This is a genomic window from Microlunatus sp. GCM10028923, assembly GCF_042666975.1.
Taxonomy (GTDB): domain Bacteria; phylum Actinomycetota; class Actinomycetes; order Propionibacteriales; family Propionibacteriaceae; genus Microlunatus.
This window is the reverse complement of record NZ_JBHTFF010000008.1, coordinates 88,155-110,506: the sequence shown is the minus strand read 5'-3', so window position 1 is coordinate 110,506 and position 22,352 is coordinate 88,155. Positions and strand designations below refer to the sequence as shown.

Annotated in this window: 18 protein-coding genes; 13 read left to right on the top strand and 5 right to left on the bottom strand. The window is 69.9% G+C overall.

Annotation, left to right across the window (positions count from 1 at the left end; genetic code table 11):
* Nucleotides 1-8: 8 nt before the first annotated feature.
* A complete protein-coding gene (locus ACFQU4_RS20600) occupies nucleotides 9-833 on the top strand; it encodes a PfkB family carbohydrate kinase (protein WP_377495381.1) in 825 nt (274 codons plus the stop codon).
* A gap of 18 nt (nucleotides 834-851) precedes the next feature.
* Here the strand turns inward: ACFQU4_RS20600 and ACFQU4_RS20595 are convergent, their stop codons facing one another.
* Genes ACFQU4_RS20595 through ACFQU4_RS20585 form a run of 3 tightly spaced genes read right to left on the bottom strand, consistent with a single transcriptional unit; the run spans nucleotide 852 to nucleotide 4,496 of the window.
* Nucleotides 852-1,841, bottom strand: a complete 990-nt coding sequence (locus ACFQU4_RS20595) for an ABC transporter substrate-binding protein (RefSeq protein ID WP_377495379.1) — start codon at nucleotides 1,839-1,841, stop codon at nucleotides 852-854.
* Between the two features lie 31 nt (nucleotides 1,842-1,872).
* Nucleotides 1,873-2,892 (bottom strand): ABC transporter permease, encoded by a 1,020-nt coding sequence (locus tag ACFQU4_RS20590; RefSeq protein ID WP_377495377.1) that lies wholly within the window; start codon nucleotides 2,890-2,892, stop codon nucleotides 1,873-1,875.
* Nucleotides 2,889-4,496 (bottom strand): sugar ABC transporter ATP-binding protein, encoded by a 1,608-nt coding sequence (locus ACFQU4_RS20585; RefSeq protein WP_377495375.1) that lies wholly within the window; start codon nucleotides 4,494-4,496, stop codon nucleotides 2,889-2,891. Before ACFQU4_RS20585 ends, ACFQU4_RS20590 begins: the two co-directional genes overlap by 4 nt.
* Before the next feature lie 84 nt (nucleotides 4,497-4,580).
* Here ACFQU4_RS20585 and ACFQU4_RS20580 point away from each other — a divergent pair, with 84 nt between their 5' ends.
* Complete coding sequence (locus ACFQU4_RS20580; protein WP_377495373.1) at nucleotides 4,581-5,006, top strand: RbsD/FucU family protein; 426 nt, start codon at nucleotides 4,581-4,583, stop codon at nucleotides 5,004-5,006.
* A 113-nt stretch (nucleotides 5,007-5,119) separates the two neighbouring features.
* Here the strand turns inward: ACFQU4_RS20580 and ACFQU4_RS20575 are convergent, their stop codons facing one another.
* Nucleotides 5,120-5,731: a TetR/AcrR family transcriptional regulator gene (locus ACFQU4_RS20575; RefSeq protein WP_377495370.1), complete on the bottom strand. Its 612-nt coding sequence runs from the start codon at nucleotides 5,729-5,731 to the stop codon at nucleotides 5,120-5,122.
* Between the two features lie 113 nt (nucleotides 5,732-5,844).
* Here ACFQU4_RS20575 and ACFQU4_RS20570 point away from each other — a divergent pair, with 113 nt between their 5' ends.
* The 11 genes from ACFQU4_RS20570 (at nucleotide 5,845) to ACFQU4_RS20520 (ending at nucleotide 20,515) form a co-directional block, all read left to right on the top strand.
* A complete protein-coding gene (locus ACFQU4_RS20570; protein ID WP_377495368.1) occupies nucleotides 5,845-9,024 on the top strand; it encodes a bifunctional cytochrome P450/NADPH--P450 reductase in 3,180 nt (1,059 codons plus the stop codon).
* Nucleotides 9,025-9,129: 105 nt separating this feature from the next.
* On the top strand, nucleotides 9,130-9,948 hold the full coding sequence (locus ACFQU4_RS20565; RefSeq protein ID WP_377495366.1) for an oxidoreductase: 819 nt from the start codon (nucleotides 9,130-9,132) through the stop codon (nucleotides 9,946-9,948).
* Nucleotides 9,929-11,143 carry a multidrug effflux MFS transporter gene (locus ACFQU4_RS20560; protein ID WP_377495364.1) on the top strand — a complete coding sequence of 405 codons (1,215 nt, stop codon included), beginning with the start codon at nucleotides 9,929-9,931 and terminating at the stop codon, nucleotides 11,141-11,143. The genes ACFQU4_RS20565 and ACFQU4_RS20560 overlap by 20 nt, the downstream gene beginning before the upstream one ends.
* The gene (locus tag ACFQU4_RS20555; protein ID WP_377495362.1) at nucleotides 11,140-12,309 is read left to right on the top strand and encodes an ROK family protein; all 1,170 of its coding nucleotides are present in this window, start codon (nucleotides 11,140-11,142) and stop codon (nucleotides 12,307-12,309) included. Before ACFQU4_RS20560 ends, ACFQU4_RS20555 begins: the two co-directional genes overlap by 4 nt.
* A gap of 116 nt (nucleotides 12,310-12,425) precedes the next feature.
* Nucleotides 12,426-13,841, top strand: coding sequence for an ABC transporter substrate-binding protein (locus ACFQU4_RS20550; RefSeq protein WP_377495360.1), 1,416 nt, complete (start codon nucleotides 12,426-12,428; stop codon nucleotides 13,839-13,841).
* Entirely contained in the window at nucleotides 13,841-14,785 is a 945-nt protein-coding gene (locus ACFQU4_RS20545; RefSeq protein ID WP_377495358.1) for a carbohydrate ABC transporter permease, read from the top strand. The genes ACFQU4_RS20550 and ACFQU4_RS20545 overlap by 1 nt, the downstream gene beginning before the upstream one ends.
* Nucleotides 14,786-14,796: 11 nt before the next feature.
* Nucleotides 14,797-15,687 carry a carbohydrate ABC transporter permease gene (locus ACFQU4_RS20540; RefSeq protein ID WP_377495356.1) on the top strand — a complete coding sequence of 297 codons (891 nt, stop codon included), beginning with the start codon at nucleotides 14,797-14,799 and terminating at the stop codon, nucleotides 15,685-15,687.
* Between the two features lie 12 nt (nucleotides 15,688-15,699).
* A complete protein-coding gene (locus ACFQU4_RS20535; RefSeq protein WP_377495354.1) occupies nucleotides 15,700-16,470 on the top strand; it encodes a ThuA domain-containing protein in 771 nt (256 codons plus the stop codon).
* The gene (locus tag ACFQU4_RS20530) at nucleotides 16,467-17,525 is read left to right on the top strand and encodes a Gfo/Idh/MocA family protein (protein WP_377495352.1); all 1,059 of its coding nucleotides are present in this window, start codon (nucleotides 16,467-16,469) and stop codon (nucleotides 17,523-17,525) included. The genes ACFQU4_RS20535 and ACFQU4_RS20530 overlap by 4 nt, the downstream gene beginning before the upstream one ends.
* Before the next feature lie 25 nt (nucleotides 17,526-17,550).
* Complete coding sequence (locus tag ACFQU4_RS20525; protein WP_377495350.1) at nucleotides 17,551-19,287, top strand: glycoside hydrolase family 97 catalytic domain-containing protein; 1,737 nt, start codon at nucleotides 17,551-17,553, stop codon at nucleotides 19,285-19,287.
* 10 nt (nucleotides 19,288-19,297) lie between these two features.
* Complete coding sequence (locus ACFQU4_RS20520) at nucleotides 19,298-20,515, top strand: hypothetical protein (protein ID WP_377495347.1); 1,218 nt, start codon at nucleotides 19,298-19,300, stop codon at nucleotides 20,513-20,515.
* Here ACFQU4_RS20520 and ACFQU4_RS20515 read toward each other — a convergent pair.
* Nucleotides 20,508-22,310: a glycoside hydrolase family 36 protein gene (locus tag ACFQU4_RS20515; protein ID WP_377495345.1), complete on the bottom strand. Its 1,803-nt coding sequence runs from the start codon at nucleotides 22,308-22,310 to the stop codon at nucleotides 20,508-20,510. The two genes, ACFQU4_RS20520 and ACFQU4_RS20515, sit on opposite strands and share 8 nt — an antisense overlap.
* Nucleotides 22,311-22,352 lie beyond the last annotated feature (42 nt).

Here is a 22,352-nt window from a genome sequence, read left to right as displayed (position 1 = left end):
TGACCGGTATGGGGCGAGTGATCGTTTTCGGTTCGTTGAGCCAGGATCTGCACCTGGCGATGGACCGTCACCCCGGGCCGGGGGAGACCGTGATGTCGGGCGACATCGAGTACCGCTTCGGCGGCAAGGGTGCGAACCAGGCCGTGGCCGCGGCCCGGGCCGGCGCTCCGTCGTGGTTCATCGGCCGGGTCGGCGAGGATCCGCACGGCCGGGAGTACGTCGAGCGGCTGGGCCGGTACGGCGTCGACACCAGCCGGCTCGCGATCGATCCGACCGCACCGACCGGGACCGCGATCATCTACCTCAATCACGAGGGCGAGAACATGATCGTCGTCGCGCCCGGCGCCAACGCCCGGGTCAGCGAGGACGATCTTGCGCTGCTCGACGACTGCGGACCCGGCGACGTCCTGATGGTGCAGCTCGAACTCGATCTCGACGTCGTGGCCGCCGCGGTCCGCAAGGCCGCCGGTCAGGGGGCCCGGGTGATCATCAACACGGCACCCTATGCGGCGTTGCCGGCCGATGTGCTCGACCTCGCCGACCCGGTGATCGCCAACGAGCACGAGGCTCGGCTGCTGGCCGAGTCCGGCGCCGAGCCGCGTTCGCTGTTGATCACCCTGGGCACCGAGGGATCCCGTTGGGGCGAGCTCACCGCGCCGGCCGAACGGGTCGAGGTGGTCGACACGACCGGCGCCGGCGACGCGTACTGCGGCACGCTGGCCGCCCGGCTCTGTCTCGGCGACGATCCGGCGACGGCGATGCGCGCGGCGAGTGCCGCGGCCAGCCGCAACGTCACCCATCCGGGCGCCCAGCCGCCGCTGCCGGAAGCCTGACCCCGTCTCGCCGATCGACTACTGGTAGAGCACCTTGGCGATCTTGGGATCGTCCAGGTTGGTCTTGTCGTACCAGTAGGAGCCGGTGTCGATCACCTTCTCCGGGGTCTTCCCCTCGATCGCCTGCACCGCCGACTCGACCGTGGAGCGGCCGATTCCGATCGGGTCCTGGGTGATCGCGCCGGCCATCACGCCGCTCTTGATCGCGTCGATCTGGGCCTTGCCGGAGTCGAAGCCGACGATGGTGAGTTTGCCCTGCTCCAGGTTGAGTTCGCCGACGGCGTTGACGATGCCGATCGCCGAGCCCTCGTTGGTGCCGTACAGCCCCTTCAGGTCGGGATGCGCGGCGATCATGGACTTCGCGATGTCGGACGACTTCAGATGATCACCGTCGCCGTACTGGGTGTCGACGATCTCGATCTCGGCGTACTTCTCCTTCATCCGGTTGACGAAGCCGTCCCGGCGCTCGACCGCGGTCGAGTTGACCTGGCTGTGCGCGACGATCCCGATCTTGCCCGCCCCGCCGATCAGCTCGGCCATGTGGTCGGCGGCCAGGGCCCCGGCGGCCTCGCTGTCGGTCTTGGAGATGTTCAGCGGCACCTCGGAATCGCAGCCGGCGTCGAACTCGACCACCGGGATGTTCGCCTGCTTGGCCTGGTCCATCAGCGGGATGCACGCCTTCGGGTCGAGCGCCGCGAAGCCGATCGCACCCGGCTTGCGGTCGATCGCCGCCTGGAACATCTGCAGTTGCGCGTCGACCTCGGTCTCGGACGCCGGACCCTCGAACGTCAACTGGTAGCCGAGCTCGTCCGCCTTCTCCTGCGCGCCCTGCTTCACCGCCTGCCAGAACTGGTGCTGGAAGCCCTTCGAGATCAGGGCGATCGACTTCTTGTCGCCGCCGCCGGCGCCGGGATCGCCGCCCTCGGTCACGGTCGTCCCGCTGGTGCAACCGGCCACCGACGCCAGCAGTACGGCCAGCCCCGCCACGATGGTTCGTCGCAGATTCATCGCCAACTCCTTTGTTTGGTACGTACTCTCGTCAACCCGTGCTGCTGCGCCGCTGCCGGAGCGAGTCGGTGAACACGGCGACCAGGATCACCAGCCCGACCACGACGTTCTGCCACTCCGGCTGGATGGCCAGGATCCGCAGTCCGTTGATCAGCACCGACATGATCAGCGCCCCGATCAGCGTACCGACGATCGACCCGCGGCCGCCGAGCAGCGAGGTGCCGCCGATGATCACGGCGGCGATCGCCTGCAGCTCGTAGCCCACACCGAGCTGCGGCTGGGCCGAGTTGAGCCGGGCCGCGATCACCACGCCGGCGACGCCGGTGAACAGTCCGGCCAGGCTGTAGATCATGATCTTCCAGGCCCGGGTGTTGATGCCGGACAGCCGGGTGGCCTCCTCGTTGCTCCCGATCGCGTACGTGTAGCGGCCGAGAATCGTCTGGCTCAGGATCACCCAGGCCACCGCCGCCATCGCGAACAGGATCACCACCGCCATCGGCAGCGCGACGCCCGGGATGGCCACCGCCAGCGCGATCTCGCGGAACCCGGGCACCCCGCTGAAGTAGATCGGCCGGACGCCCGAGACGACCAGCGCGAGGCCCTGGGCCACCAGCATCATGGCCAGGGTGGCGATGAACGGCGGCAACCGGAGCACCGTGATGTTGACCCCGTTCAGGAACCCCATCAGCGCGCCGGTCAGGATGCCACCCAGAACGCCCAACGGCAGCGGCAGCCCGGCGTTGACGATCAGGATCCCGGTCACCACCGAGCACAGCGTCATTCCGGTGCCGATGGACAGGTCGATCCCGCCGGTGATGATCACGAACGTGGTGCCGAGGGCGAGGATCCCGATCACCGCCGTGGACAGCAGGATGCCGACGACGTTGCTGACCGTGAAGAAGTTGCCGCTGGCGATCGAGAAGAAGATCACCAGCACGATCAGCGTGCCGAAGGCCAGCAGCTGCTGCAGCCCGCGCCGGAGCAGTCCGGGGAAGGGGGTTCGCCGGCCGGCCTCGAGAGCGGTGGTGTCGGCGTCGACAGGGGTGCTCACCGGTAGTCCTCCTTCGGCTGCGCGGTTTCGGTGGGTACGGGTTCGACGGCCTCGATCGTGGTCGGCCCGTGGAACCGGGTGGCCAGCTCCATGATCGACTCCGAGTCGGCCTCGGCGCTGTCCAGCACACCGGTGATCCGGCCGCCGGCCATCACCACGATCCGGTGTGACAGGCGCAGCACCTCGGGCAGCTCGGAGGAGATGACGATGATCGACTTGCCCTGGCCGGCGAGCTCGTTGAGCAGGCCGTAGATCTCCTCCTTGGCCCCGACGTCGATGCCCCGGGTCGGCTCGTCGAAGATCAACACGTCGCAGTCGCGGGCCAGCCACTTGGCGATCACGATCTTCTGCTGGTTGCCGCCGGACAGGTTGAGGGCCGCCGTGTCGATCGACGGGGTCTTGATCCGGAGCAGGTCGACGTAGCGGCGCGAGGTGCGCCGGCCCTTGCCGGCGGCGACGAAGCCGAGGGCGTTCGTGTAGTCGCGCAGCGAGGCGAGCAGCACGTTGGAGTTCACGGTCCGCTCCAGCAGCAGTCCGTACTGCTTGCGGTCCTCCGACAGGTAGCCGATGCCGTGCCGGACCGCGTCGGCCGGGTGGCTGATCCGGACCGGCCGACCGCGGACCAGGATCCGGCCGCCGCTGTGCCGGTCGGCGCCGATGATCGCCCGCGCGGTCTCGGTGCGGCCCGCGCCGACCAGCCCGGCGAAGCCGAGGATCTCGCCCCGCCGGATCGAGAAGGACACGTCGCGGAGCAGCCGCGGGGTGGACAGCCCGATCACCTCGAGCGCAATCTCGTCCTCGGCCGGCGGCGCCCCGACGTCGTCCGGCCCGCCCGCGTCGCCGCCGCGAGCCGCGCCGCGCGGTCCCCGCTCGGTGATCTCCCGCCCGACCATCTCCGAGATGATCATGGAATCGTCGACCTCGTCCATCCGGTGGTCGGCGACGTGCCGGCCGTCGCGGAGGATGGTCACCCGGTCGGCGATCCGGCGGAGTTCCTCCATCCGGTGCGAGATGTAGATGATCCCGACGCCGCTGTCGGCCAGGGTCCGGATCAGGCCGAACAGGACGTCGGTCTCCGCGTCGGACAGGGCCGAGGTCGGCTCGTCCATGATCAGCACCCGGGTGGCCGGGAACGACATCGCCTTGGCGATCTCCACCATCTGCTGCTGGGCGACGGTGAGCGATCCGACCGGCGCCCGCGGATCGAGCACGATCCCGGTCCGGTGCAGCAGCCGGCTGGTCTCGGCGATCAGTCTCCGCTCGCTGGTGAAGATGCCGCCGGCCCGCGGTTCCCGGCCGATGTAGATGTTCTGCGCCACGGTGAGATGCGGCATCAGATTCATCTCCTGATGAATGATGCTGATCCCCAGGTGCTGCGCCGCCCGCGGGTTGTTGATCATGACCGCCCGGCCGTCGAGCATGATCGCCCCGGCGTCGGCGGTGTAGCCGCCGGACAGGATCTTCATCAGGGTCGACTTGCCGGCGCCGTTCTCGCCGACCAGGGCCAGCACCTCGCCGGCGTCGAGCCGGAACGACACGTCGGCCAGCGCCTGGACACCGGGGAAACTCTTCGAGATCGACGTGACCTCGAGCAGTCGACTCACGGAATCACTCCCACCTGCGGCTCCGGGGCGGTCTGACGTATGTCAACGTATCAACGAACGTCGGAATCTCGTAGAGGAGTGGACATGCTGAAAAACATCGATCCGTTGCTGACCGGGCGGCTGCTGAAGCACCTCGACCAGCTCGGGCACGGCGACGTGTTCGGCCTGGTGGATCGCAACTTCCCGGCCTACCGGTACGACCGGCCGGTGATCGATCTGCGGGCCGCGACGACCGCGACGGCCACGGCGGCGCTGTTCAGCGTGTTCCCCTTGGACTCCTACGTCGATCACCCGGTCCGCCGGATGGAGATCGATGATCAGCCGGACGTGATCAACGAGGCCGCCGCCGCCCTGCAGCAGGCCGCGGACGCCGCGGAGGGGACCGCGATCTCGGTCCAGGGCGTGGAGCGGTTCGAGTTCTACCGCCAGGCGGCCGAGGCACGCTTCTTCGTCCAGACCGGCGAGACGATCTCGTACGCCTGCTACCTGCTGAAGAAGGGCGTCGTCTAGCCCGCCGGAAGGGCCGGCCGTTCCCGAGGCCGGCCCGGTGTTGATCATGGCCGGTCTTGATCTTGCTGTCGGTGCCGGTCCGGATCCGTACCCGTCGAATTTGTAGGGCCGGCTCAGCCGTCCGCCGCGGGCAGCTTCCCCTCGGGTACGCCGAGCGTGCGGAGCATGAGGCGTACGGCGGCGTCGGCGTCGCCGTCCCAGAGCCCGTCGTTGATCGAGTCGAGCAGGCTGATCGCCTGGTCCCGCAGCACCCGGGCGAGCGCGGCGGCCGGCACGTCGGTGGCGAAGTGCCCACTGGCCTGGCCGGCGGCGACGATCCCGCGGACGGTGGCGTCGACCGGATCGAGGGAATCCTGGACCGCGCCCGGCCCGAGGTTGAGGCGGGCGGCGGCGAGCAGGACCCGGTATTCGTCGGCGGCGTTCCAGAGCCGGGCCGTGAAGGCGGCCAGGGCGGCGGGCGGTGTCGCGTCCTCGGCGATGCTCTCGGTCAGGATCGCGTGGATCCCCGCGGCCGCTTCCCGGGCGACCTCCTGGACCAGGTCCTCGCGGCGCCGGAAGTGGCCGTACACGGTCCGCCGGGCCAGCCCCGCCGCGGCAGCCAGGTCGTCCATGCTGGCGTGCGGATCCCGGGCCAGCAGCCTCCGGGCGACGTCGAGGATACGGCGCCGGTTGTCCGTGGCGTCCTGCCGCCGGGGCGGTGCCGCATCGGTCCGCGAACTCACCATCAGTGGTGTCCTCTCCGTCACGGCCAACCTAGCTAACTTGCACACTGCTGTGCAAGTTGCGCTACGCTCGATCCCGACGGACGACACCGCGCAGCACCCGCCGGGAGGCAGTCATGACCGAGACCCCGATTCCGCAGCCGCGACCTCGACCCGGACTGGGCAATCTGCCCGACCTCGACCCCGAGCGGGGGATCTTCGGCTTCGTCGACCTGGCCCAGCGGTACGGGCCGATCTTCCGGCTCGACCTGCCGGGCGGCCGGCTGGTGGTGCTGACCTCGCAGGAACTGGTCGACGAGGTGTGCGACGAGCAGCGCTTCGACAAGCAGCTGCACGCGCCGCTGCGCCAGGTCCGCGACTTCGCCGGCGACGGCCTCTTCACGGCCCGGACCGACGAGGAGAACTGGCAGAAGGGCCACCGGATCCTGATGCCCGCGTTCGGCCCGACGGCGCTCCGGTCGATGTTCGACGGCATGGTCGACGTGGCCGAGCAGCTGCTGCTGATGTGGGAACGGCAGGGCCCGGCGCACCGGATCGACGTCGCCGACAACACCACCCGGCTGACCCTGGACACGATCGCGCTGTGCTCGTTCTCGTACCGCTTCAACAGCTTCTATTCCGAGAACCAGCACCCGTTCGTCGGCTCGATGGTCCGGGCCCTGGTCGAGGCCGGCGCCCGGGCCCAGCGGTTGCCGCTGCAGAACCGGCTGATGCTGCGCCGCCGGCATCAGTACGACGAGGACAAGCGGCTGATGTACGAGGTCGCCGATCAGCTGATCGCCGACCGGCGCCGGCATCCTCATCCCGAGTCACCGGCGGGGGAGCGGGACATCCTCGACACGATGCTGACCGCGACCGACCCGAAGACCGGCGAGACGCTGTCGGACGAGAACATCCGCTACCAGCTGGTCACCTTCCTGATCGCCGGCCACGAGACCACCAGCGGCCTGCTCACCTTCACCCTGTACGAGCTGCTGCGCCACCCCGACGTGCTCCGGCAGGCCCGCGAACAGGTGGACGAGGTGCTCGGTCAGGAGGCGCCGCGCTACGAGCACCTGGCCCGGCTCGACCTGATCGACCGGATCCTGAAGGAGTCACTGCGGCTGTGGCCGACCGCGCCGGCCTTCGCCATGGTGCCGTACCAGGAGACCGAGATCGGCGGCCGATACAAGGTCGGTCCGGAGGACACGCTGCTGGTGGTGGCGCCGCAGTTGCACCGCGACCCGGCGGTCTGGGGGCCGGAGCCGGACCGGTTCGACCCGGACAACTTCCTGTTCGACCGGGTCGAGGCCCGGGCGTCGAATGCCTGGAAGCCGTTCGGCAACGGGCAGCGGTCCTGCATCGGGCGGGCCTTCGCGATGCAGGAGGCCACGCTCTTTCTGGCGATGCTGCTGCAGCGGTTCGACCTGACCGCCGCCGATCCCGACTACGAGATGAAGATCAAACAGACGCTGACGATCAAGCCGGAGGGGCTCAACGTCACGGCCCGCCGGCGGGACACGGTGATCGCGCCGGCCACCGCGGGCACCGGTCCGGCGACCGAGGCCAAGCCGGCCGCCCGCGCGGCGTCGAACGGCATCCCGATCCGCGTCCTCTACGGCTCCAACGCCGGCACCTCGGAGGCGTTCGCGCAGCGGATCGGCAACGACGCCGACCTGCGCGGCTACCGGGCCACGGTCGAGCCGCTGGACTCCGCGGCCGGGCATCTGCCGACCGAGGGGCTGGTGATCATCGTCTGCTCCTCGTACGAGGGACAGCCGCCGGACAACGCGCGCGCTTTCGTCGACTGGGTCAAGGGGCTGCCGGACGGGGCGCTGGACGGCGTCCGGACCGTGGTCTTCGGCTGCGGCAACACCGACTGGGCCCGGACCTATCAGGCCGTACCCAAGTTGATCGACGGCCAGCTCGAGCGGTGCGGCGCCCGCCGGCTGGCCGGCCGCGGTGAGGCCAACGCCGGCGGCGACTTCTTCGGCGACTTCGAGGACTGGTACGCCGAGCTGTGGCCCGCCATCGACGGCGAGTTCGAGGTGGCCAGCACGGAACCGGCGGCGGCCCCGGCGCTCGAGGTCGAGTTCGGGCCGGCCGTCCGGGAGCCGTTGATCCGGCAGAACCAACTGCAGCTGGGCACGATCGTCGCCAACCGGGAGCTGGTCGACCTGAGCCGGCCCGGCGCCCGGTCGAAGCGGCACATCGAGATCGCGCTGCCGGAGGGGATGACGTATCGGGCCGGCGACTACCTGGCCGTGCTGCCGCTCAACCCGGCCCCGGCGGTGGATCGGGCCCTTGATCAATTCGGGCTCGGGTACGACACCCAGGTCGTGCTCCGGCTCGGCGACGGCAGCCGTACGTTCCTGCCGACCGGCACCCCGATCACGGCCGGCGAGCTGCTGGCCAGCTACGTCGAGCTGTCCAACCCGGCCACCCGCAAGCAGCTCGGCCAGCTCGCCGACGCCAATCCCTGCCCGCCGGAGCGGGACCGGCTCCGCCGGCTGGCCACCGACGTCGACGCGTACAGCGAGACCGTACTGGGCCGTCGGCTGTCGCTGCTGGACGTCGTCGCGGAGCACCCGGCGACCCAGCTGCCGTTCGCGTCCTTCCTGCAGCTGCTGGCGCCGCTGACGCCGCGGCAGTATTCGATCTCCTCCTCGCCGCGATGGAGTGCCGATCACGTCACCCTCACCGTCGCGGTGCTGGAGGCTCCCGCCCGGTCCGGCCAAGGCACCTATCTCGGTGCCGGGTCCACCTATCTGGCGCAGGCGAGGCCGGGCACCCGGGTGCCGGTGGTCGTCCGTCCGTCCAACGTCGCGTTCCATCCGCCGGAGTCGCTCGCCGTCCCGGTGATCATGGCCTGTGCCGGTAGTGGCATCGCGCCGTTCCGCGGCTTCCTGCAGGACCGCGCGCTGGCCGCGGAGGAGCGTGGCGTCACCCCGGCGCCGGCCCTGCTGTTCTTCGGCTGCGACGATCCCGACACCGACTATCTCTACCGCGACGAGCTCGCCGCGCTGGCCGAGCAGGGCGTCGTCGACGTCCGGCCGGCCTTCTCGGAACAGCCGCGGGACGGGGTCACCTTCGTCCAAGATCGACTCTGGGCCGACCGCGCCGACGTGATCGACCTGGTCAAGCAGGGAGCGACCTTCTTCGTCTGCGGCGACGGCCGCCGGATGGCGCCTGCGGTGCACGACACCTGTGTCCGGATCTACGCCGAGGCGACCCGGGCGAGCCGGGACGAGGCGGAGGCCTGGATGTCGGAGATCGAGCAGCAGCACGGCCGCTACGTCGCCGACGTCTTCGTCTGAGTTTCCGAAAGGGGTACCGGTGTTACCCGGACCGGCAGGGGCTTCCCCGGCCGGGCGGAGCCGACTTGACTGGGGTCACGGATTCCGACGAAGGGAACACCACGCATGTCCACCTGGCTCATCACCGGCTGCTCCACCGGGCTCGGCCGCGCGCTCGCCGAGGCCACGCTCGCGGCCGGCCACCGGGTCGTCGTCACGGCACGGGACCGGGCGGCGGTCGCCGACCTGGCCGAGGCCCATCCCGACACGGCGCTGGCTCTCGACGTGACCGACCCGGTCCAGGTCGCCGAGGCGGTACGGCAGGCCGAGGAGCGGTTCGGCGGCGTCGACGTCCTGGTCAACAACGCCGGCTACGGACTCCGGGCCGCCGTCGAGGAGGCCGCCGAGGCCGACGTCGAGCGGCTGTTCGCCACCCACGTGTACGGTCCCGTCGCGTTGATCAAGGCCGTCCTGCCCGGGATGCGGGACCGCCGCAGCGGCACGATCGTCAACGTGTCCTCGATCGGCGCCCGGATCTCCCCGGTCGGCTCCGGCTACTACTCGGCCGCCAAGTCCGCGCTGGAGGGGATCACCCGGTCGCTGCGCGGCGAGGTCGGCCCGCTCGGCATCACCGCGATGGTCGTCGAACCCGGCGGCTTCCGGACCGACTTCGCCGGCCGGTCGCTGACCCAGTCCGACGAACCGATCGCCGACTACGCCGACACGGCAGGCCGCCGGCGCAAGGAGAACGACACGGCGCACGGGAACCAGCCCGGCGATCCGGCGAAGGCAGCGCAGGCGATCATGACCGCGGTGGCGGCGCCCGAACCGCCCGGCCTGCTGCTGCTCGGCACCGACGCGCTGACCGCGATCCGCGGCGTGCTGCAGGCCGAGCTGGCCGAGATCGACCGTTGGCAGGACCTGAGTGCCGGCACCGACTACTGAGCCTGCTGCGGCGGCACCGGTCGGCCGCTCGTTGATCATCGTGCTCGGGCTGCTGACCGTGTTCGGCCCGATCTCGATGGACCTCTACCTGCCGGTGCTGCCCGCGCTCGGTGGCGAACTGGGCGCCTCGACCTCGCTGGCCCAGGTGACGATCACCGCCTGCGTGGCCGGGCTGGCGTCCGGTCAGCTGCTGGTCGGCCCGCTGTCGGACCGGTTCGGCCGGCGCCGTCCGCTGTTGATCGGGGTCGGCGTCTACGTGCTCGCCTCGGTGCTCTGCGCGATCAGCCCGACGGTCGAGGTGTTGATCATGGCCCGGCTGCTGCAGGGCCTGGCCGGCTCGACCGGGATGGTGATCGCGCAGGCGACCGGGCGTGATCATTTCGAGGGCCCGCGACTGGTCCGCTACTACGGCAACCTGGCCGTGCTGACCGGCGTGGCCGCGATCATCGGGCCGCTGCTCGGCGGCCTGCTGTCCGTGATCACCGGCTGGCGCGGGATCTTCACCGTGCTGGCCGGGCTCGGCGGCGCGATCTGGCTCGCCGCCATGATCAGCTTCACCGAGTCGCTGCCGCCGGAACGCCGGACGGCCGGCGGCCGGGAGCTGCGGGCCGGGCTGCGCCGGTTGATCACCGACCCCGGTTTCGTCGGGCCGGCGCTGATCGTCGGGCTGATCACCGGCACCCTGTTCGCGTACCTCGGCGGCGCGACATTCGTGCTGCAGGACGGCTACCGGCTGACCCCGCAGCAGTTCTCGTACGTCTTCGCGGCCGGCTCGGTCGCCCTGGTGATCGGCGGTTTCCTGTCCGGCCGGCTGAGTGCGCGGCACGGCCCCCGGGCCCTGCTGCCGTACGGGCTGGGGCTGGCCGCCGTGGGCGGCACCGGGATCCTGGGCACGGCGCTGCTCGGGCTGCCGCTGCCGATCATGATCGTTTCCATCGTGGCCCTGACCGGCGGCGCCGGCGTGACCGGCCCGCCGGCGACGGCGCTCGCCCTGTCCGGCCATCCCGAGATCGCCGGCACCGCGGCGTCGCTGCTCGGCCTCACCCGGTACGCGATCGCCGCGATCACCGCGCCGCTGGCCGGAGTGGCCGGCGGCACCTCGGCCGTACCGCTCGGCGTGATCGTTCTCAGTTGCGTCGCCCTCGCCGGTCTGTCGGCCCTGCTGCTGCGCGGGACCGTAGAGTCGGCCGGGTGAGTGCAGGGAGCAGCCCCGAGCCGGTGAGCATCCCGGCCTCGGAACGGGTGTTTTCGTTGATCCTCGCCGAGGGCCCGATCTCCCGGGTGGCGATCGCGCGCCGGACCGGCCTGTCCCAGGCCGCGGTGACGAAGCTGGCCAAGCCGCTGCTGGCGGCGGGTTACCTGGACGAGACGGCCGACCGGGAGCGCACCGGTCCTGGCGCCGGCCGCCCGGCCAGCCCGCTGCAGATCCGGGCCGATCGCGAGTTCTTCGTCGGGATCAAGCTCACCGAGTACCACCTGATCGGCGTCCTCGCCGATCTCCGGGCCGACGTGCGGGCCCGGCTGACCTGGAACCTGAACCGGCGCGACCCGGCCGGCACGGTCGAACAACTGGCGGCCATGGTCGACTGGCTCCGCCAGGCCGAACCGTCGTTCCGTGAACGCAGCAGCAGCCTGGCCGTCGCGGTGTCCGGCGATGTCGACCGGCGCCGTGGGCTGGTCGGCTATTCGCCGTTCCTGGACTGGCACGACGTGCCCCTGGCCGTCATGGTCGGCGAAGCGACCGGGATGACGGTCACGATCGAGAACGACGTGAAGGCGCTGACCGTCGGCGAGCAGTGGTACGGGGCCGGGGCCGGAGTCTCCGACTTCGCGGTCGTCACCCTCGGCCAGGGGATCGGCAGTGGACTGGTGCTCGGGGACCGGCTGCACAGCGGTGCGTACGGCGTCGCGGGCGAACTCGGCCACACTCCGGTCGGTGGCGACGGGCCGCCCTGCCGATGCGGCGGGCGCGGCTGTGTCGAGGCGATGGCGTCCTCGGAGGTGCTGACCGCGGAGGTACGGCGGGCGACCGGCAGTTCCAGCCTCGGTTTCCCGAACGCAGTCCGGCTGGCCGAGTCCGGCGACCCGATCGTGAAGCCGATCTTCGACCGGGCCGCGGCTGCCGTCGGCCGGGCGATCGCGACGCTGGCCAACCTGACCGGCCCGGAGCGGATCGTCGTCGCCGCCGACAATCCTGACCTGGCCGGCTATCTGGCCTTCCACGATGAGGTACGACGGTCCTACGCCGAGCAGGCCTTCGGCTCCGCCGGCCACAGCGACCTCGTCTTCGTCCACCGGCCACTGGACGCCTGGGCCCGAGCCGCCGCGGTGATCGCCCTCCAGGCCCGACTCGCTCGCTGACCGCTGAGCCTCTACCTGGCAAATACTTGACCAGGTTCATTAATTGCTCTTAGCATGGACAGCACCAGACGGGTAAGCGCTCTCCCTTTCCTTTGTCGAAGCCCGAGGTCCCAACGATGAGACATCCCGAATCCCCGTTCTCGCCCCTGGCCACAGGCCTGTCCCGGCGCCACCTGCTCGGTCTGACCGCTGCCGTGCCCCTGCTCGGAGCGTGTGCTGCCGAGACCATCGAGCCGCTGCCGACGCCGCCGGAGAATGCGGCCTATCCGTTGGCGGAGGCCGAGAAGTTCTTCAAGAGCCTGGACTGGCCGAAGACCGACGTCGCCGAGCCGACCCAGCCGACCACCGTGACGCTGGCGATCACCGCCTCCGAGGACGCCGAGATCAGGCACCAGCAGTTCGCGTACTTCTTCCGCGAGCTGCACCCGAACATCCAGATCAAGCGCGAGGTGACGTCCTTCGGCGACTACCTGACCAAGTACCTGACCGCGGCCGCCGGCGGCTCGCTGCCGGACCTGCTCTACTGCCATTACTCGTGGGCGCAGAACCTGATCAGCAACAACGTTCTGGCGCCGATCGACGAGTACGTCGCGGCGACGCCCGACTTCGGCCTGGACGACTTCACCGAGGCCGCCTACAGCTACTGGGTCCGCGACGGGAAGCACTACGGAATCCCGTCCGACTCGGCGCCGAAGATGCTGTTCTTCAACCGGGACCTGTTCTCCGCCGCCGGGCTCGACGAGCCGGACGAGAGCTGGACCTGGGACAAGCTGTTCGAGGTCGCGGTCGAGCTCACCTCCGGCAGCGGCGTCAACAAGGTGTACGGCTACACGGCGATGCCGCAGATGAAGGCCGACCTGACCCCGGTCCACCTGCTGCCGTACGGTGCCCGGTTCCTCAGTCCGGACGAGAAGACCGTCCAGCTACAGGAACAGGCTGCCCTGGACGCCCTGACGCCGTGGGTCGACCTGCAGGTGAAGCATCAGGCGGTGCCGAGCATCGCCGAGATGCAGGCCCTGGAGGACGCCGACCCGTTCCGGACCAACCACGCAGCGATGTCGGTGAACGGGCTCTGGATCATCCCCGCCCTGCAACGCCTGGAGGGGAAGGACAAGTTCGACTGGGGTCTCACCCAGATGCCGAAGGGCCCGGCCGGCCGGTTCTCGCCGCAGGTCGGCAGTGCCTACGGGCTGAGCACCAAGGCCAAGAACCCGGAGGCCTCCTGGATCGTGCTGAACGCCCTGATGTCGACGGCCGGGCAGCGCTACTTCAACCTGACCCCGCCGTCCCGGCTGTCGACGTTCGACCAGAACCTGGCCGACCTGAAGCTGCCGCCGGCGGTGGCCAAGGCCGGCCGGGAGGCGATCACCGGCTACGCCGGCTCGGACGGGGTGCTCCGCGGGGTCAACACGAAGAAGATCGAGGACACCGCCAAGGTCACCTGGGACCAGGTCCGGGCCGGGGCGATGCCGCTGGCCGACGGCCTGGCCAAGATCACCGCCGACGTGACGCCGATCCTGCAGGAGGGTTGATGTCCGTCGCGGTCGCCGATCCTGGCCGCCGCTCGGCGCCGCGCCGTTCGGTGCGCCACGGCCGGTCCCGGCTGGCCCGTCGCGAGAGCCGCCGGTTCCACCTGTTCGCGTTGCCGTGGCTGATCGGATTCGTCTTCTTCAGCGGCGGGCCGATCGTCGCCTCGCTGGTGATCAGCTTCACCGACTGGGAACTGCTCGGGACGCCGAAGTTCGTCGGCGTGGCCAACTACACCAAGCTGCTGGCCGATCCGAACTTCGGCATCGCGGTGCGCAACACGGCCTACTTCGGAGCCGGTTCGGCGCTCTGCGGCGTGATCTTCAACTTCGTGCTGGCCCTGATGCTGAATCTCAGGGTGGCCGGGCAGTCGATCTTCCGGACGATCATCTACCTGCCGTCGGTGCTGTCCGGGATCGCGACCGCGCTGCTCTGGGTCAACCTGCTGCATCCCGACTACGGCCTGGTGAACCGGCTGCTCGGACTCGTCGGGCTGGTCGGTCCCGGCTGGCTGTTGGACCCGAACTGGGCCATCCCAGGCTTGATCATCATGTCCGTCTGGACCACCGGCAACGCGATGGTGATCTTCCTGGCCGGGCTGCAGGGCATCCCGGATCACCTGTACGAGGTCGCCCAGCTGGACGGGGCCGGCTGGTGGAGCAGGTTCCGCCACGTCACGGTGCCGATGATGTCGCCGATCATCTTCTTCAACCTGATTGTCGGCTTCATCGGCAGTCTGCAGGCGTACTCGCTGATCTTGTTCATGACCGACGGCGGGCCCAACAACGCGACCCTGGTGCTCGGGCTGTACGTCTTCCGCTACGCCTTTCAGTACTTCGAGATGGGGTACGCCTCGACGATCGCCTGGGCGCTGTTCTTCCTGATCATGGTCTTCACCGCGATCCAGTTCGTGCTCGCCCGCCGCTGGGTGCACTACGAGCACAAGTAAAGGGGGTCGAGATGACATCGCACAGCCTTGAGGCGCCCTGGACGCCGGTACGGGAGCGGGCCCGCAGCCGGGCGCGGATCGCACGGGTCGAGCGAGCAGGCGCGTACCTGGTGCTGATTCTGACCAGCGCGGCGTTTCTGCTGCCGCTGCTCTGGATGGTGTCCACGTCGCTCAAGTCGGAGAGTGCCGTGATCCGTACCCCGCCGGAGTTCTTCCCGGACACGGTGCACCCGGAGAACTACCCGCGGGCCTGGACCGCGATGCCGTTCAACCAGTTCCTGGTCAACAGCATTCTGGTCACCGCGTTGTCCATGATCGGGAACCTGGTCTCCTGCATCCTGCCCGCGTACGCGTTCGCCCGGCTCCGGGCCAGGCTGCGCGGGCCGATGTTCCTGGCTCTGCTGGCGACGATGATGATCCCGGCCCAGGTCACGCTGGTGCCGAAGTACCTGCTGTTCGCCAAGCTGGGCTGGGTGGACACGTACCTGCCGCTGGTGCTGCCCAACTTCTTCGGCACCGCGTTGTTGATCTTCCTGCTGCGCCAGTTCTTCACCACGATCCCGGAGGAACTGGTCGACTCGGCCCGGATGGACGGGGCCGGCGAGGTGCGGATCCTCTGGTCGATCATGCTGCCGCTGTCCCGGCCGGCGATCGCCACGGTCACCCTGCTCTCGTTCATCGGCACTTGGCCGGAATACCTGGACCCGCTGATCTATCTGCGCAGTACCGAGAAGTTCACCATTCCGCTCGGCATCGCGATGTTCCGCGGACAGTACGACACCCAGTACCACCTGATGATGGCGGTATCGGTGATCGCGTTGATCCCGATCCTGATCACCTTCCTGGCCGCAGAGAAGTACTTCATCCGCGGCATCACCCTGACCGGCCTCGGTGGCCGCTGACCTGGGAGCAGCATGCAACTGACCGTATGGAACGAGTACCACCAGGAACGCTCCGACCCGAGGATCGCAGCCGTCTATCCGGACGGGATCCACGCCTCCGTGGCCGCCGGCCTGGCCGAGTACTTCGGTGCGAATGCCGGCATCGGTACCGCGACCCTTGATCAACCGGAGCACGGGCTCACCGAGGAGGTGCTGGCCGGCACCGACGTCCTGTTCTGGTGGGCGCACCTGCGGCACGACCGGGTGGCCGACGAGGTCGTCGAACGGGTCCGTCGGCACGTGCTGGCCGGGATGGGCCTGGTCCTGCTGCACTCGGCGATCAACGCCAGGATCGCCGAGGCGCTGCTCGGCACCAGCTGCCGGATGAGCTGCTGGCGACACGGCGACCGGGAACTGATCTGGACCGTCGAACCGGGTCACGAGATCGCCGACGGGCTGCCGAATCCGATCGAGCTGCCGGCCGGCGAGATGTACGGCGAGCCGCTGGACGTGCCGGCTCCGGACGAGCTGATCTTCATCACCGGTTACTCCGGCGGTGAGGTGTTGCGCAGCGGTTGCGGCTGGCGGCGAGGCCGGGGCCGGGTGTTCTTCCTGGCCGCCGGACACGAGGAATACCCGATCTACGACCATCCGGACATCCGGCGGGCCCTCGGCAACATCGCCCGCTGGGCCGCCCCCGCGACACCGCATCGAGTCATCGAAGCCCGAGTTCCGAATTCGCCCGAGGGTTGGTGGCGCGACGCCCCATCGGTCCCTGAGCCTGTCGAAGGGCAGGCCCGATGATCACCCAAGGCCCTTCGGCAGGCTCAGGGCACGTATCAGGCCCGTACAAGATCATCCAGGTCGGTCTGGGACAGTGGGGAGTCAGCTGGGGGACCAAGGTCGTCCCGTCCCTCGGTGACGTGGAGGTGGTCGGCTGGGTGGACCGCTCCGAGCAGGCACGGACGGCTTTCCGTGATCTGACCGGCGTCGCCGAGAGCTCGCTGCACGGCACCCTGACGGAAGCCCTGGCCGCCAACCCGGACTGCCGGATCGTGCTGGCCCCGGTGGCCTGGCCGGCGCACTACGCCGTCGCGCAGGAGGCACTGGCGGCCGGGTGCCATCTGCTGCTGGAGAAGCCGCTGACCGTGGACGCCGGTCAGGCCGCCGAACTGGCCGAGCTCGCCGAGGCCAGGGGCGTGGTCTTCGCGATCGACCAGAACTACCGCTGGGGAGCGGCGGTCCCGGTGGTCCGGGAGTCGATCCGGAGCGGCCGGCTCGGCCGGCTCCGGTCGGTGTCGGTTCGCTGGCACCGTGATCACGGCGGGGTCCGCAGCCACGCCCTGATCGAACTGGCGATCCACCATCTGGACCTGGCCCGGCACCTCTTCGACGCCAACGGGCGTTCGGTGACCTGCGTCCCGCACACGCCGCTCGCCGACCGGCTCGACCCGACCACCGGCGCGGACGCGCTGATCACGCTGGAGTCGGGCCTGGTGATCAACTACCGGTTGTCGACCGACGGCACCGGGCCGACGACCGGCTGGCCCGGTCGGTGGACGATCAGCGGCGACGGCGCGCTGCTGACCTGGGGCGAGGACACCTTCGACGGTGAGCCGGACGCGCAGTGCGTGACGCTCACCGCTCCGGACGGGATGATCACCAGGCTGCCGGTGCCGGAGCGGACCGGACCGGGAGATCGGGCCGGCGTGCTGCGCGAATTCCTCGACGCCGCGGACGGCCGGGGCACACCGACGTCACCGGCCGCCGACAACCGGCACAGCGTGGCCCTGCTCGACGCCCTGCTCACCTCCGCCGCCTCCGGCCGCACCGAGTCGGTGGCCGGAAGCCGTTCATGATCGTTCCGTCAATCGAGGAGACCCGATGCCCAGCTGGAAACTGACCTACGGCGCGCAGGAAGCCGTCGTCGAGCTGACCGAGGCGGGTGAACTCCGGTTCGAGGCCAGGCACGCCGGGCAGCCGGTGATCGCGCCGTCGCCGCTCGGCCTGCGGACCGCCCACGCCGACCTGGCGACCGGGCTCGCGTTCGAAACGATCACGGAGCGAGCCGTCGACGAGACGTACCGGACCATGATCGGCAAGCGGCGTGATCACCACCACCGCGCCACCGAATGGTCGCTCTCCTTCACCAAGGGCGACGACCGGCTCGAGCTGCAGGTCCAGGTGAGCGCTCAAGGAATCGGCTACCGCTACCGGGTGCCGTGGACCGGACCGGTGACCGTCTGTGAGGAACTGTCCGGCTACCGGATCGCGCCCGAGGCCCGAGCCGTCCTGCTGCCGTACGACAACGGCCGGTGCGACTACGAGGAGATCCAGCACCAGACCACGGTGGCCGCGGCCGACCGGATCCGGTACGGCTACCCGGCGCTGTTCGGCCTGGACGGACTCTGGGTCATGATCACCGAGTCGGGGCTGGACGGCGGGTACGCCGGGTCGCGGCTGAGCTACGACGGCGAGCGGTTCGCGGTGGACCTGCCCGGACCGTACGTGACCTCGGCCAGTCCGCTGACCACGCCCTGGCGGACCATGATCATCGGCGGCCTGGACGCGATCGTCGCCAGTGACCTGGTGACCAGCCTGGCACCGGCGTCCCGGATCGCCGACCCGTCCTGGGTGGTGCCGGGCGTCGCGGCCTGGTCCTGGTGGTCCGACGGCCCCTCCTGCCGGGATCCCGAGGCGCAGCGGGCCTGGATCGACTTCGCGGTGTCCGTCGGCTGGCCGTACGTACTGCTCGACTCGGGCTGGCACCGGGACTGGGCGCCGGAGGTGATCGCGTACGCTCGTGAGCGGGGGATCGGTGTCTTTCTGTGGTCGCACTGGCAGCATCTGGACACCGAGCTGGAGCACCGGGAGAAGCTGGAACTCTGGAAGGACTGGGGCGCCGTCGGCGTCAAGATCGACTTCACCGAGTCCGACGGACAGGAACGGATCCGCTGGTTCGACGAGATCCTGGCCGCGACCGCCCGCACCGGCCTGATGGTGGTGTTCCACGGCGGCACCATCCCGCGCGGAACCGAGCGCACCTGGCCGCAGTTCCTGTCTGCCGAGGCGGTCAAGGGCGCCGAGTGGATCAAGCCGAAGCCGGGCAAGGAGCCGCTCTACCCGCCGACCCACTATCTGGCCCTCGCGTTCACCAGGAACGTGCAGGGTCCGATGGACTTCACGCCCTGCACCTTCAGCGCCGTCCGCACCATCTCGACGGGCTTCGAACTGGCGCTCTCGGTGATCTTCGAGTCCGGCCTCCAGCACTTCGCCGACTCGATGGACGTCTACCGGTCGATGCCGGAGGCGATGCGCCTGCTCAGCCGGGTGCCGGTGGTCTGGGACGAGACGCGGCTGTTGTCCGGCGATCCGGCCGATCATGTGGTGCTGGCCCGGCGGCACGGTGACGACTGGTACGTCGGTGCCGGCAGCTCCGGCCCGGCCCGCACCCTCTCGGTACCGCTGGACTTCCTTGATCACGGCGTCTGGGCCGCCGAGGCGTATCTGGACGCCGACGGAGATCGGATCGTCGTGCAGACCTCCGAGGTCGAGGCTGGGGCGACGCTCGAACTGCCGGTCGCGACCAACGGCGGCTGCACCGTCCGGATCACCCGGTGAGGAGTCGATCATGAAACGATCACGATGCTCGACCGCCCTGTTGATCATGCTCGGCCTGGTCCTGACCGGCTCGGTCACGGTGTCTCCGGCGGCGGCCCAGCCGGACGGCGCCGGCCCGGACCGCTGGGAGCTGCGCTGGCAACCGCGCCCCGACACCGACGGGGTCGGCGCGTTCGAAGCACTGGAGGACGATCGGCGCGGCTCCCACCCGGAAGGCAGCCCGCACGTCTACGTCGACGATGACGCGTACCGGTTCGATGCGCACCTGGTCGACCGGGACGGCTCGGACCGGATGCGCAACGAGGTCCGCGGAATGCGCACCCGCGAAGGCGTGCCGCTGGAGATCAGGAAGGACGAGCTCTGGCGGCTCAGCTGGCGGATGTTCATCCCGGACACCCTCGACGCGACGAGCTCGTTCAGCCACATCTGGCAGGTGAAGACCTCCGACATCGGCACTCCGTTGCTCCAGCTCAGCCTGCCGATCAAGAACGGGGTGCCGAAGATCGAGGCGCGCTACTGGACCCGCGACGACGCGGTCCACCCGATCGCCACCCACGATCTGGCGCCCCTGCAGAACCGCTGGGTGACCACGACGGTCGAATGGCGGTCCGCCGACGACGGCTACGTCCGCTGGACGCTGCGCGACGATCGCGACCGGCCGCTGGTCGACCAGCGGGTCGGCGACGTCGACCTCTTCTGGTCCGCGGAGCAGTACAACCGGCCGAAGTGGGGCATCTACCGCAGCATCAAGAGCGCCGGACTGCAGGACACCCACCTGTTGATCAAGGACCTGAAGGCGTGGCAGCACGGACCGGCGACCCCTCCGGTGCAGCTGCCGCCGCCCGACACCTCACCCGGGGCGTACGAGGCGGAGCGGGTCGGCAACCTCTACGAGGGTGCTGTCGAGCCGGTCTACTGCCGGCTCTGCTCCGGCGGCAGGAAGCTGATCAACATCGGCGGCAACGTCTACGACTTCGCCACCGTGAAGGGGATCCTGTCCACCGAGACCGCGACCAGGCAGCTGACCGTGCACGCGATCGTCGACGGCACGCAGGCGTACCGGATCAGTGTCAACGGAGCCGACTCGATCGAACTGATCATGATCGGGACCCCGGACCGGGTGAGCACCGCGATCGTGCCGGTGCCGTTGATCAACGGCATCAACACGATCCGGTTCTACAACCACCAGGCCCGGGCGCCGGAGCTCGACAAGATCGTGATCAGCTGACCGGTTCCAGCCGGAGCAGGCCGCCGACCGGAACCTCGATCATGGTCCCGCCGGGCGTGATCCGGACCTCGGCCCGGCTGACCTCACGACCGCCGCAGTCCAGCACCGTGGCGGTGGCGGCAACCGGCGCGGCAGCGGTCAGCGCCACCGCGGTCGAGGCGTCGGCGTTGGCGACCAGCAGGGTCCGGTCGGCCGGAGCGGTGATCGGGAACGGCGCGTAGCGGCCGACGATCCGCAGCTGGTCGCCGTCGGCGATCACCAGCGGATAGCCGAGATCCGGCCGGACCGGGGTGAGCCGGCCGTGCTGCAGCACCTCGGCGTTCGCGACGCCGAAGTCCAGCCAGAATCTCAACGTGGCCAGCTGATCCGGGGTCTGCCGGGTCAGGTCGACCGAGATCTGCGGCACCGAGAACAGGACGTTGATCAACTGCGCGGCGACCTGTTCCGGCTTCTCGTCCGGATGCCACATCAGCATGTCGGCGTGCACCGCCAGCGGGCCCGCGATCAGGCGCAGGTCGACCGTGCTCTGCCGGTTCTGGACGGCGCTGAGCGGGCAGTCGCCGGCCCTGATCATGGTCGCGTGCCGCCACAGTCCCGGGCTCACGTACGGCTGCCGCAACTCGATCAACGGCTGCTTCCCCGCCGCCTCGAAACGATCATGAAGCTCGCCGAGCAACCGGTCGACGCCCTCGGTCACGTCCGCGCAGTCCGCCTCCGGACCGGCCGCCGGCGGGTCCTCGACCGCGAACTGGTCCACGAAGTCGATCTTGAGCCCGTCCATGCCCCACTCGGTCACCGCGCGGCTGAGCCGGTCGACGATCAAGGTCCGGATCGCCGGATAACGCGGGTCCAGCACGCCGGCGTCCAGGTCCTCGCGGACCACCAGGGTGTACGGCTCGACGCGGGACCACAGCTCCGTCTTCCTGCCGACGAAGGGGATCGCGTACCAGAGCAGGTAGGTGAGCCCGGTCTCGTGCACGGTGGCGACGTGGCCGGTCAGGTCCGGGAACGCCGCCGGTGACGGGTCCCATTCGCCGACGTACCCGTACCCTCGATTGCGGTCGGTGCTGTGCCAGCCGTCGTCGACGATGATCATCGTGCAGCCGAGCTCGGCCGCCGGCCCGGCCTGCCGCTCGACGTCTGCAGCGCTGACGTACTGATGCATTGCGTACCAGGTCGAGTAGACCGGCGTCCGGGCCGCCAGCGGGGCGGGCTCGGCGGGATAGTGCTCCGCCCACCAGGCGGCGACGCCGGCCAGCGTGTCGGCGAACGGCCGGCCGCTCAGGTCCAGCCGGAGCAGCAGCGGCCGGTCCGGCGCGGCCGTCTGCTCGACCCAGCAGGCGAACTCCCCGGTCTCCTCGACCACGCCGGTCCGGATCCGTACCGGGCGGACGCCCTCCGCCACCGCGAACGTGCACAATGCGCGGTCCCCGGTGCCGATCAACGACGCGACCGGCGCACCCTTCTCCAGGCTCGAGGTGCGCGGCCGGTGCCAGAACGCCGGCAGCCCGCGGTGACCACCGCTCGGCGTCCAGGTGGTGACCACGTCGGTGGCCGGCAGCTGCCAGGCGGCCCTGATCACCGTCGTCCGTCGCGGCGTGAGCCGGAGCTCGGCCACGCCGGGACCGACCGGAGTGATCACGGCCTCGACCTCCGACCGGCTGGTGACCTCGAGGTCGAGGGCGGGGCCGGGACCGTCGAGGTCGACCGGGATCCGCCGGTGCTGTTCCGCACCGTCCTCGTCCGTCCCGCCGGCCGGGCGATCATGCGGTTGCCAAAGCTGGGTGGTGGTCATCGAGTCCTTCGTCCTGTCCGGGCTGGCGTCGTCGACATACTT